This window comes from Runella rosea, from assembly GCF_003325355.1.
GTDB classification, from domain to species: domain Bacteria; phylum Bacteroidota; class Bacteroidia; order Cytophagales; family Spirosomataceae; genus Runella; species Runella rosea.
In genome coordinates this window covers 5,229,142-5,241,320 of record NZ_CP030850.1, presented here as the reverse complement: position 1 = coordinate 5,241,320, position 12,179 = coordinate 5,229,142, and the positions used below count along the sequence as shown (strand labels likewise).

The 12,179-nt window shown below is 45.0% G+C and carries 11 protein-coding genes; 1 reads left to right on the top strand and 10 read right to left on the bottom strand.

The annotated features are described in order from the left end of the window. Positions 1–89 precede the first annotated feature (89 nt). The 9 genes from DR864_RS21730 to ilvD form a co-directional block, all read right to left on the bottom strand. The gene (locus DR864_RS21730; RefSeq protein ID WP_114068947.1) at positions 90–932 is read right to left on the bottom strand and encodes a helix-turn-helix transcriptional regulator; all 843 of its coding nucleotides are present in this window, start codon (positions 930–932) and stop codon (positions 90–92) included. 109 nt (positions 933–1,041) lie between these two features. Beyond that, positions 1,042–1,260: a hypothetical protein gene (locus DR864_RS21725; RefSeq protein WP_114068946.1), complete on the bottom strand. Its 219-nt coding sequence runs from the start codon at positions 1,258–1,260 to the stop codon at positions 1,042–1,044. Continuing rightward, entirely contained in the window at positions 1,257–2,540 is a 1,284-nt protein-coding gene (gene ilvA / locus DR864_RS21720; protein WP_114068945.1) for a threonine ammonia-lyase IlvA, read from the bottom strand. The genes DR864_RS21725 and ilvA overlap by 4 nt, the downstream gene beginning before the upstream one ends. Positions 2,541–2,710: 170 nt before the next feature. Further along, positions 2,711–3,754 carry a ketol-acid reductoisomerase gene (gene ilvC, locus DR864_RS21715; RefSeq protein WP_013926516.1) on the bottom strand — a complete coding sequence of 348 codons (1,044 nt, stop codon included), beginning with the start codon at positions 3,752–3,754 and terminating at the stop codon, positions 2,711–2,713. 37 nt (positions 3,755–3,791) lie between these two features. Next, positions 3,792–4,544 carry a class I SAM-dependent methyltransferase gene (locus DR864_RS21710; protein ID WP_114068944.1) on the bottom strand — a complete coding sequence of 251 codons (753 nt, stop codon included), beginning with the start codon at positions 4,542–4,544 and terminating at the stop codon, positions 3,792–3,794. Positions 4,545–4,550: 6 nt separating this feature from the next. Then, positions 4,551–5,693 carry a hypothetical protein gene (locus tag DR864_RS21705; protein WP_162794028.1) on the bottom strand — a complete coding sequence of 381 codons (1,143 nt, stop codon included), beginning with the start codon at positions 5,691–5,693 and terminating at the stop codon, positions 4,551–4,553. An 88-nt stretch (positions 5,694–5,781) separates the two neighbouring features. Further along, entirely contained in the window at positions 5,782–6,318 is a 537-nt protein-coding gene (gene ilvN / locus DR864_RS21700; RefSeq protein WP_114068942.1) for an acetolactate synthase small subunit, read from the bottom strand. Between the two features lie 88 nt (positions 6,319–6,406). Next, positions 6,407–8,128: a biosynthetic-type acetolactate synthase large subunit gene (ilvB, locus tag DR864_RS21695; protein ID WP_114070407.1), complete on the bottom strand. Its 1,722-nt coding sequence runs from the start codon at positions 8,126–8,128 to the stop codon at positions 6,407–6,409. A gap of 118 nt (positions 8,129–8,246) precedes the next feature. Then, complete coding sequence (gene ilvD, locus DR864_RS21690; protein ID WP_114068941.1) at positions 8,247–9,932, bottom strand: dihydroxy-acid dehydratase; 1,686 nt, start codon at positions 9,930–9,932, stop codon at positions 8,247–8,249. A 459-nt stretch (positions 9,933–10,391) separates the two neighbouring features. Between ilvD and DR864_RS21685 the strand changes: the two genes are divergently transcribed. Beyond that, on the top strand, positions 10,392–10,655 hold the full coding sequence (locus tag DR864_RS21685) for an SWEET family sugar transporter (protein WP_114068940.1): 264 nt from the start codon (positions 10,392–10,394) through the stop codon (positions 10,653–10,655). 65 nt (positions 10,656–10,720) lie between these two features. Here DR864_RS21685 and pyk read toward each other — a convergent pair whose 3' ends face one another. Beyond that, complete coding sequence (pyk, locus tag DR864_RS21680; RefSeq protein ID WP_205319151.1) at positions 10,721–12,178, bottom strand: pyruvate kinase; 1,458 nt, start codon at positions 12,176–12,178, stop codon at positions 10,721–10,723. Between the last annotated feature and the right edge of the window lies 1 nt (position 12,179).

Genomic DNA, 12,179 nt, shown 5'->3' with positions numbered 1-12,179 from the left:
TAATGCTCGTGGAGATTTTACGATACAAAATTGCACGAATATCTGCAATCCGGCATAACGCCCTACGCCCAAACAATAGCGATTTTGGTTCAATCGTGTTTTTTTGGCGTAAAACCGTATTTTTCTTTGTATGCCTTGATAAAATGGGAGACGCTTTCGTACCCAATTTCCATGCTTACTTCCGAGACGTTTTTGTTGGCATTTTTGAGAAGGAAAGCCGCTTGTTCCAAGCGTTTTTGTTTGATCCAGTTGGCAGGAGAAGTGTGAAATTGTTCTTCAAAGTCACGTTTGAAAGCCGACAAACTACGTCCTGATAAGTGCGCCAATTCACTTATTGTCAGGGGTTTTAAGTAGTAGTTGTTTAAGAGGTATTCTAACTCTGTCTTTTGGCCTTTGTAAATATTAAACAGAATGGATTTGAGTTGTCCGGACGTGTCTATCTCAATCAGGTGAAGCAGCAACTCCTGAAATTTAAGCCGCAAAAATTGGTTTAAATACGGCGTTTGAGAATTAAAATAAGGGAGAAGTGAATCAATGAACTTCTCGAAGGTCGGTGAGGACTGAAGCACCAAAATAGGCTGCGTAGGGTCTGAATCTGCCTGCACAAACAGTGTCTGATTTTGGTTGACAAATTCTTTGAGCAATTTTTCATGAAAGAAAAAAACCAGACTTCGGTAATCGCTCCCAATAGATTCATTCATGGAATAGCAGCCTCGTTGGAAAAACAAAATCTGCCCTTTGTGAACATGCAAATCCTGATTGGGTGAAATAAATTTTTTCTCTCCTTCCAACACCACCACCACGGCATGCTCTTCAAAGAAAATCTCATTACGCTCTGGGTATACATCACTCCGATAGGCCACAAAGGTCATGTCCTGAATTTTCAGGGACTGAAACTGTTGGGCACTGATAGAGGAAGGGACGCGAAGCATTGGGGGAAAGTTAATCGTTACTTAAGAGGATGTAAACAAGAGGCAGGAAGTAAGAAATAAGAATGATCTTTTTATCATACATCCGACCTCTTACGTCGGCAACCATTTATTAATTAAACGCCCCGCCTTTTTTCAGGGCCTGATAATCATCGCCGATTGCTTTGTATTGCGACATCAGAAATTTCTGTAATTCTTCATTGAACACTTTCTTTTCATCCTCTGAAAGGGCATCGTACAGGTCTTTCAACTCTTGGTTGATCGCCGCTTTCTCGGCTTCGCTTTGGGCGTTGATGGCCCTGACGTGGTATTTTCTAAAATCAAAATTCATATCAAAAACTCAAATAAATCGGGCTTATTATTGATGTATTCAAATTGCATGTTGTGCTCCTGCATTCGGGCCAGAAGCGGTTCAAAATCTTCTTTGTGGCGCAATTCGATACCTACCAAGGCAGGGCCGCGCTCACGAGCAGTTTTTTTAGAGTATTCAAAGTGCGCAATGTCGTCGTTAGGTCCAAGAACATGGTTCAAAAATTCCTTGAATGCACCCGAACGTTGCGGAAACCGAATGATAAAGTAATGCTTGAGTCCTTCGTAAAGCAAACTGCGCTCTTTTATTTCTTCGGTACGGGTAATGTCGTTGTTGCCACCGCCAATCAGCAATACTACATCTTTGCCCTTGATTTCATCCTTGATTTGGTCGAGTGCTGCTACCGTAAGCGCGCCCGCTGGCTCAACCACGATAGCTTCTTCGTTATACAATTGCAAGATAGTAGAGCATACTTTTCCTTCGGGAACCAACAAAATAGAATCCAGATTCTTGCGACACACTTCAAACGTATGCTCACCAGCACGTTTTACGGCCGCTCCATCTACAAATTTATCAATGTTTTCGAGCGTTACTACGTGATTTTCCTTGATGGCCGTGTACATGGTCGGAGAGCCAAGCGGCTCTACCCCAATGAGTTTTGTGGCGGGGCTCAATTGTTTAAACACCGTCGTTACGCCCGAGGCCAGGCCACCGCCACCGATGGCAAACAGTAAATAATCAATTTTAAAATCAGCATCCCGGAAGATTTCCAACCCGACGGTCCCCTGCCCTTCCATCACCTGCACGTCGTCGAAGGGATGAATGAAGGTTGCCTCATTGCTTTCACAAAAGTGCTTGGCAGCATGGTAGGCATCGTCGTACGTATCGCCGTGCAGTACCACTTCAATTTGGTCTTTTCCGAAAAGTTTGACCTGTTTTACCTTTTGGGCGGGCGTGGTACTGGGCATGAAGATTCGGCCGCGAACCTGCATTTTGTTACAGGCATAGGCTACACCCTGGGCGTGGTTTCCCGCGGAAGCACACACCACCCCTTTTTCAAGCGCCTCGGCCGACAAGCTCGCCATTTTGTTGTACGCACCCCGAATCTTGTAAGAGCGCACCACCTGCAAATCTTCCCGTTTGAAGTAAATATTGGCTTCATAACGTTCCGAAAAATTGAGGTTTAGCTCCAAATCGGTGTGCTTTACCACTTTTCGAATTCGCTCAGCGGCCTGCAAAATATTGTCAAATGTGGGCAAATCCGCAGCTTTAGGCTTGTGTTTTTCGGAGGCGAGACTCATAAGAAATAATGATTAGTGTAATTGCAAAAATCCCCCGAATTTACACAACCCGGGGGATTTTCTATATTTTCAAATGAAGATAATAAATAACCTCGGCAAGGTTTTGAACGGCGGCACCCAGCCCGGGGCGCGCAGCCCGAGGCGCGCAGCCCTTGCCGAGGTTCAAAGTATCAGTTACGTTCCGGACGCAAGCTACGTACAGCTGCTCCTGCAATCCACATTTCTGAATCACGAAGCTCAGCCAATTCTACTTCGAGTTTCTCACGGTAGTCAGGCTGCGAGTTGCGTGTGATGGAGATATTGGCCTGCTCACCTGATTTTACTGAATCGTACAGTTTCTGGAATACAGGCTTAGTGGCTTCTTTGAAAGGTTTCCACCAGTCAAGGGCACCGCGTTGTGCAGTGGTTGAGCAGTTGGCATACATCCAATCCATACCGTTTTCAGCCACGAGCGGCATCAATGATTGCGTTAATTCTTCTACGGTTTCGTTGAATGCTTCTGATGGCGAGTGACCGTTTTCGCGCAATACTTCGTATTGAGCGGCAAAAATTCCTTGGATAGCACCCATCAACGTTCCACGCTCACCAGTAAGGTCAGACGTAACTTCGCGGTAGAAATCAGTTTCAAACAAATAGCCTGAACCTACACCGATACCCATCGCGATACATTTTGTACGGGCGTTACCTGAAGCATCCTGATATACGGCAAAAGAAGAGTTAAGACCTTTTCCTTCTACAAACAAACGACGAAGTGACGTTCCTGAGCCTTTAGGAGCTACCAAAAACACATCCACATCAGCTGGTGGAACGATACCTGTTTGTTCTTTATAAGTTACACCAAAACCGTGTGAGAAATACAGAGACTTGCCAGGAACAAGCGCTTTCTTTACGGTTGGCCACAATTCAATTTGGGCAGCATCCGACAATAAGAAACAAATGATGGTTCCTTTTTCGAGGGCTTCTTCGATTTCGAAAAGAGTTTCACCAGGAACCCATCCGTCTGCTACTGCTTTATCGTAGGTTTTTCCTTTACGTTGTCCAACAATTACGTTGAAACCGTTATCGCGCATATTTAAGCTCTGACCAGGGCCCTGAACACCGTAACCAATAACGGCGATTGTTTCATTTGCCAATACTTCACGTGCTTTTTCAAGAGGAAATTCTTCGCGGGTTACTACTTCTTCTACGCTCCCGCCGAAATTGATTTGTGCCATTGAATTGTTTTGTTTATTTATTAATTGTTATTGAATCTTATTTTGTCTTTTGCCACGTAAGCAGGGCCGACACGCCCACAAACAGTTTTATTTTTTTTTGAATCAACCTGTCTTCAGTTTTAAAAATACGGCCAAATATATTTTGAAAAAACGGGCCGTTCATTACGGTAAAATCTGAACCTGCATCTTCTATCTTTTGCCGATGCAAGGGCAGCAATTTTGACAGTAATCGAAAAAAAGCAATTGGAAAAAACAGCCAAAAATTAAAATAACTGCTGAACACAATGCTTCCGCTTTTCTTAAATAACCCTTCGAGTACCGGCATCGTGTAGCGACGTACATGGTGGTTAACTTCATCGTGGCGATTCCATAAAAACATAAATGAAGGAACCGTCACACACACCAAGCCTTGGGGCTTACACACTCGTTTCATTTCATCGACCGCCAATTGATGTTCTTCAACGTGTTCAATTACGTCGAATGCACAGACCAAATCGTAGGTATCATCGGCAAAAGGTAATTCGAGAATTGAGCCTTGAATCAAATCAATCAATACATTTGCTTTGGTAAAAGCATAACATTCTGGATCGTATTCGACTGATTTTACGTTTCCAAATACTTCAAGCAACTCCGACAAATGCCCAGTAGCCACGCCTACATTCAGGACTTTAAGCGGACGTTGGTTTGGTAAGGTCTGCTTCAAATGATTGATAATAATCTGATTCCGCACTATAAACCACCAATGCTCACGCTCTATCTGATAATATTGTTTATAATACGACTGATTCATGCGATTTTAAGGAAACGACATCGGTAACATTAAAGAAACGAGTGTACTGACAATCAGCAAATATTTCAACTGATTGATTGGAATATGTTCCCGTAAAATGGTCAACATGAAAAAGAACATATAAAAACCAAAAGACAAGGAGCGAGTACCATCGGCAACCATCACTCCAATTACCCCCGTAATCAGTATACATCCGCCCAGCAGTACCAATGTCCACCAATCTTTCAGCATGGCCAAAACCACCATACCCGCAAAAACAATAAGCCAAAAGCCTTCTAAACCACGCGTAAATTTGTCGCCGAGAATACTTAAACTCCACAAACTAGTCCGCTGCGACAAGTCATTATCATGCCCTACTTTCAAGCCGTACGTTGTGGAAAGCCATTGACGTATCGCTAAATAAATCCCTGCACTAACAACTAATGCAATCACTGGCAGCGGAATCTCTTTGAGAGAGAATTGTCGTTTATCAACTACCTGCTTAATCAGTGGCAACACGTACCATAACCCTAAATAAGAAGAATTGATAATGGCGCGCTCATCACACCAAAAGGCCAGTTGGGTAAAAATCAAAACCGAAAGTGGATTTCGAAAATAAAATGCCAACACCATAAAACAAAAGGGGAAAGCATCGCAATGGCCTAGGAAATTGATGTAAAAATTGGCCCCTGCGTAGATTGCCGTAAACCCTGTCATGAAATAGAAGGTCAGGATTTTATCCTTCACTATTTCAAAAACTACCCGCGTCATAAACCACAAAAACACCAGCCCCATAAACACATGAAGGGCGTATAAACCAGCAACATTGAGGTGCAACGCCTGCGCAATGAGCGGTATGGTCAGACGAAAAGTTTGATTTGCCTCGTGTGACCCCGCTTCATAGTCTTTGGGCGTAAACGGGTCAGCGCCCTGCTTGATAATATCATCCCAAAAAAGCCCGCCCATAGACCCCGGTTGCCGCATTTCAAGATACAAACTTCGCAAGCCCTTCTCGACCAAAATAAAATTAAAGGTCAACAGCGTACCAGTTGAGATAATCAGGGCTAAAAACAATAGCCTTATCTGCCAAAATTTATTGTCAAAGAACGGTTGTAATTTACTCTCCAGCCACCCAAAAGGTGTTGTAAGTGATTGCTGTGGTTGTCTCATTCAAACGTATCCAGTCAAATTTATCGGTTTTTATACCAGTCTGACTCTCCCAATTGGATTGCCAAACGCTTTGACAAAGGTAGTTTTTTTAAGCATAATACTCGCCATGTACCTCCTGCGGAAGGTACTCCACCAACCCCTGGGGGGTTTTTCCCACGGCCACACGGCCTGATTTTACGAACTCAAGGATTCCGTAAGGCTTGATATACCGGAAGAAATCCATGATTTCAGTTTCATTGCCCGCCTTCTCAATGACCACGTAGTCGAGCCCCCAATAAACCACCCAAGCTTTGTACACTTTGTTGATGGTTTCGATGTCGATGGGTCGGGTACCGATAGGAGTCGCGATTTTGAAAAGCGCGATTTCGTTGTACACAACCTCATCGTCTAGGTAACCAAACACGGCCAAAACTTCCACCACTTTGCGGATTTGACGAACCAGTTTTTCAACTTCTTCGCGTTTGTCATGCTTGATGGTAATGGTGTACCGCGACACTCCTTTTCGTTCGGTCTCCGACACCGTCAAACTTTCAATATTGACCCGCCGGCGGGTGAAAAGAATTGTAATTTTATTTAACAATCCGAAAGTATTTTCGGTAAATATACAGATGGTGTAAGTCGTCATAAGCCCCAACCGAATCGTCGGCTCGCTCCAAAGGGGAGTTTTTAGTTGTGCATTTATTTAAGTACCAAACCGTTGCTGTCTTGTCGGCCTAGTCCAACCGAATATCAACAACCGAAGCCCCAGCAGGGACCATTGGAAATACGTTTTCTTCTTTCTCCACGATTACTTCCAACAAATACGGTTTATCTGATTTGAGCAAGGCATCTAGTGAGTCGCTCAGGTTATCGCGCTCAGAGCAGGTATGGCCCGTAATACCAAAGCCTTTGGCAATGGTTACAAAATCGGGGTTTTTCAGTTCCACAAATGAATAGCGCTTTTCGAAAAACAGCTGTTGCCACTGCCGTACCATTCCCAAATAATTATTGTTGAGAATAATCAATTTTACGGCTAATCCGCTCTGCGCAATGGTTCCCAATTCTTGAATGGTCATCTGAAAACAACCATCGCCGATAAAGGCTACCACTTCGCGGTCTGGAGCACCTTTTTTAGCCCCAAACGCCGCTGGAATGGCAAAACCCATGGTTCCTAATCCGCCCGAAGCAATGTATGAATGTGGGTTTTTAAATTGGTAATATCGCGCCGCAATCATCTGGTGCTGACCTACGTCCGCAACAATGCAGGCTTCTCCGTTGGTTTTTTGGGAAAGCATATTTACCACTTCCGCCATCTTGATTTCACCTTCTTCCTTCAACTCACGGCGGGTTACTTTCTGCTCTTCGATGACGTCAAATTTCTTGAATTCATTGCGCCATGTAGAGTGATTATTGGCCTTCACCAAGGGAAGTAGCTTCCGCAAAGCTTCCTTGGCATCTCCCACCACTGGCGCTTCTGCCTTGATGATTTTATCAATCTCTGACGGATCTATCTCAATATGCACCACCCTAGCCTGACGAATGTATTTGGTGGCATCGCCCGTAACACGGTCGTCAAAACGCATTCCAATGGCAATAATGACATCAGCTTGGTCGGTCAATACATTGGGGCCATAATTGCCGTGCATTCCTAACCAACCCACATAATTGGGGTGGTCAATCGGCATCGCCGACAATCCCAATAAAGTACTGGCGCAAGGAATATCGGTTTTTTCGGCAAATGCCTTCAGCTCTTCCATCGCACCCGAAATCAATACGCCGTGCCCAAATAAAATATAGGGTTTTTTTGCATTATTGATTAATTCCGCCGCTTTCTGAACGTGTTCATCTTTGGGCACAATACGTGGTTTATAGCTGGTCAAACCTTCTATTTTTTTGTATTGATAGGGCTTATCCATCATCCCGACTTGGGCATCCCGCGTGAAGTCAATCACTACGGGACCCGGTTTTCCAGAAGTGGCGATGTAAAACGCCTTAGCCATTACTTCTGGCACTTCGTCTGGGTGGGTGATTTGATAGTTCCACTTACATACGGGGGTTGTTACCCCAATAATATCGGTTTCCTGAAAAGCATCCGTTCCTAGCAAAGTTGACTTTACCTGTCCAATGATGCACACCAAAGGCGTACAGTCGATAATTGCATCGGCGATGGGCGTCACTAAATTAGTACCGCCAGGGCCAGAAGTCACCAGACAAACGCCGGGTTTTCCGCTGGTACGGGCGTATCCCTGCGCCGCGTGTCCAGCACCTTGCTCATGCCGTACCAAAATATGGTCTAGGCGGTCAGAATAATCAAAGAGGGCATCATACGTAGGCATGATGGCACCGCCCGGGTAGCCAAAAATCACTTCCGTCCCTTCGGCAATCAGTGATTCCATGAGCGCCTGCGCTCCCGACAAAAACCGAGGACCTTCGGCAATAACGTCTGTTGTTGTCATTGGCTGAACTGTTTCTTGCGTCAAAACAGCTTCTGCCGACGCAATTTCCTGTTGTGCAATCATGGTTAATTGGTTGTCCATGACGGATATGGTTTTTAATTTGTTGTTGCTTTATTAATTACGCTTCATCCGTTACACAGCCTTCGCTTGCCGACTTCACATTGCGGATGTATTTGCCTAACGTCCCTTTTTTAAACGGCGGCTCGGGTTGTTTCCACTCCTTACGACGCTCGGCCAGTTCTTCGTCCGAGACGTGCAGTTGCAATACGTTGTTTACGGCATCAATCGTAATTTTATCGCCGTCTTTTACCAGGCCAATGGTTCCGCCCATGTAGGCTTCTGGCGTGATGTGGCCCACCACAAAACCATGCGTACCACCCGAAAAACGACCATCGGTAATCATCGCGATTTTGTCACCCAGACCCGCTCCCATCACCGCCGAGGTAGGTTTAAGCATTTCGGGCATACCCGGACCGCCTTTGGGGCCTTCATTGCGAATCACGATGACATGCCCCGCTTTGATTTCACCTTTTGAAATGTATTCTATGACTTCTTCTTCGCGCTCACATACCTTGGCCGTTCCTTCAAAACGCTCACCTTCTTTGCCAGTAATCTTAGCCACGGCACCTTCCGTTGCCAAGTTTCCGTACATGATTTGTAAGTGTCCCGTGGGTTTGAGGGGTGTCGAAAGCGGGAAAATGATTTTTTGGGTATCGAAATTCAAATCAGGTGCTTCGGCCAAATTCTCAGCAATGGTTTTACCCGTTACGGTCAAGCAATCGCCGTGCAAAAGACCCTGCTGATATAAATATTTCATAATGGCTGGAACTCCGCCAATGGCCAATACATCTTCCATATAATACTTACCAGACGGTTTAAGGTCGGCAATCAATGGCGTACGGTCCGAAATATCCTGAATATCTTTTAGCGTAAAATCTACTTCTGCGGCACGGGCAATGGCCAGATAATGCAACACGGCGTTGGTCGAACCGCCCAGCGCCATCACCACCGTCATGGCGTTTTCAAAGGCTTTGCGCGTCATGATGTCGCGCGGGCAAATGTTTTTCTCCAGCAATTGTTTCATGGCCGCTCCAATGGCGATACACTCCGCTTTTTTGCCTTCGTGCGTGGCCGGATAGGTCGATGAATTGGGCAGCGTTAAGCCCATTGCTTCCATTGAGCTAGCCATGGTATTGGCCGTGTACATTCCGCCGCAAGCTCCTGCACCAGGAATGGCATTTTGAATAACTCCTTCGTAGTCTTCTTCCGAAATCGTTCCGGCAAACTTCTTGCCCAAGGCTTCAAACGCCGAAATAATGTCGAGTTTCTGTCCTTTATATTCTCCCGTCCGGATCGTTCCGCCGTAGACCAACATGGCTGGGCGGTTCAACCGGGCAATGGCCATCATGGCTCCTGGCATATTTTTGTCACAACCTACCACCGCAATCACTCCGTCGTACCATTGGGCACCCACTACGTTTTCGATAGAATCGGCAATCAAGTCACGGCTTGGCAGCGAGTAGCTCATCCCGTCGTTGCCGTTAGTCATGCCATCGGATACACCAATGGTGTGAAAAATAAGGCCGACCATGCCATTTTCCTGAATTCCTTTTTTTACATGCACCGACAATCCGTTGAGGTGCATGTTGCAGGTGTTTCCTTCATAACCCGTACTGGCAATGCCAATTTGGGCTTTTTGCATGTCTTCTTTGGTCAATCCTACGCCATAGAGCATGGCTTTGGCGGCGGGATTTGTTACTTCTTGCGTAAGAGTGCGGCTGAATTTGTTAAGTTGTTCTGACATAATAGGAGGTTGGTTTTACAAAAAAGCCTCACTCATTTTTCGGTGTGAGTGAGGCTTCGACGGTAGCAATCGGAATCCACTCACACCGTTTGGGTGCAAAGAATGACGACCACGACCACAATTATATTAGTAAACATTTTAGAGCAAATTTTTTCTGATAGCGAAATTACGCTAATTGCGTATTTGCGTTACAAATAAAACCGGTCAATATTTATTTTCCAAACAAAAGTTGATTTTTTTGCATTATCCCAACCCGAAAAGGCCTCTACTGCTTCTGAAGGCACAAAAAATTGTCAATTATTTTGATTCTCTTCTTTGGGGGATTTTAACAAAAATCTAAGCTCGTTTTAGTATCCTTACAATCACTTGTTGTATTATACCAACAAATACATGATGTTATGAAACTTTTTATATAACTTTTCTACTATACAAGCATTATTCATTAAAATTCGTACAGCAATGTTAGAGATAATGGGCTATGCAGCGGGTGCGTTAACCACGCTTGCCTTTATTCCCCAGGTTTTACAGATTTACCGTACCAAATCTGCCAAAGACGTTTCACTGGCCATGTTTTTGTTGTTTACCGTTGGTGTAGCGCTTTGGCTCGGTTATGGCATCATGGCGCATTCTTTTCCAGTTGTGGCCGCCAACGCCACCACGCTGATTCTTTCGTTTGTTATTCTTTATTTTAAATGGAAATACACCCGTTCTTCCAATATATAGTGCATAAAATAAGCCCTTTCTCGGCGAGAGAAAGGGCTTAAAACTCTACCGAAACCGAAAACGGATCAGTCTACAATACTCAATTTAACCGCGTTGGTTTTGCGGTGCTTGCTGACGGGCATACTTAGCGTGTTTACGAAAATATCTCCCGTATGCAATGCTTCTTTTTCAACAAGAACCCTTTTGATATCGTCAATCAAATCATCAGTCGTAAGGTCTTCACGGTCATAATACACCGACTTCACTCCCCAGTACAACGAAAGCGCACACATGAGCGAGCGGCTGGGCGTAAAGACATACAAATCAGCTTCTGGGCGGTGATGCGACAAACGAACACCCGTATAACCAGAACGCGTCACCCCGATAATCGCCTTTGCGTGGGTATCACGCGCCAAGCGACAAGCGCTCATTACTACGTTGTCATTCAGCACATTAGGGCCAGGATTATCATTAACAGCAGCATGGTATTTGAAATAAATTTCGGTATCATCCGCTTTTTTCTTCGCTTCCGTTTGTTCTACCTGACGAATCGTCTGTGCCATGCTCGTAACGGCCTCAATGGGGTATTTGCCAGAGGCAGTTTCTGCGCTGAGCATAACTGCATCGGCACCGTCCAGCACTGAATTGGCAATATCATTGATTTCTGCCCGCGTAGGTCGTGGGGCATCAATCATGCTTTCGAGCATCTGCGTAGCCACAATAACGGGCTTAGCCGCGCGGTTACATTTCTCCACAATCATTTTCTGAATCATGGGAACCTCCTCGGCGGGCAATTCTACGCCCAAATCTCCACGAGCCACCATAATGGCATCGGTGGCTTCAATGATGGCATCAATGTTTTCGATGGCTTCTGGCTTTTCAATTTTAGCCACCACCCGAATACTCTTGCCTTTTGCTTTGATATAATCTTTTACCTCCTGAATATCAGACGCATAGCGAACAAATGACAGCGCTATCCAGTCTACATCATTTTCCAAACCAAATTCGAGGTCTTCGTAGTCTTTTTCCGTTACCGACGGCATCGACACTTTGGTATTCGGAAGGTTTACTCCTTTTTTAGACTTCAAGATACCGTCATAGACTACCTCCGTTACCACATCGGTTCCTTCGATGCCTACTACTTTTACTTCCAGCTTGCCATCGTCCATCAGGATGCGCTCGCCCATTTTTACGTCTTGGTACATTCCTTTATAAGGTGTACTTACGCGCTCAGAAGTACCAATAATATCATCATTGGTAAACACTAATTTTTGGCCTGCTACAATTTTCACACCGTCTTTGCTTTCGACATTGCCGATGCGAATTTTAGGGCCCTGCAAATCCTGCAAAATTCCAACGCTGAGACCGTAGGTAGCATTATTTTGGCGGATTTTCTGAATACGTTCCAAGTGATCGGCATGAGAGCCGTGCGAGAAATTCAGTCGGAATACATTCACCCCTGCCTGTACCAGTGAATACAGAAGTTCAGATGTTTCTGAAGCAGGGCCTACGGTGGCAACAATCTTGGTCTTTTTATTGATCATC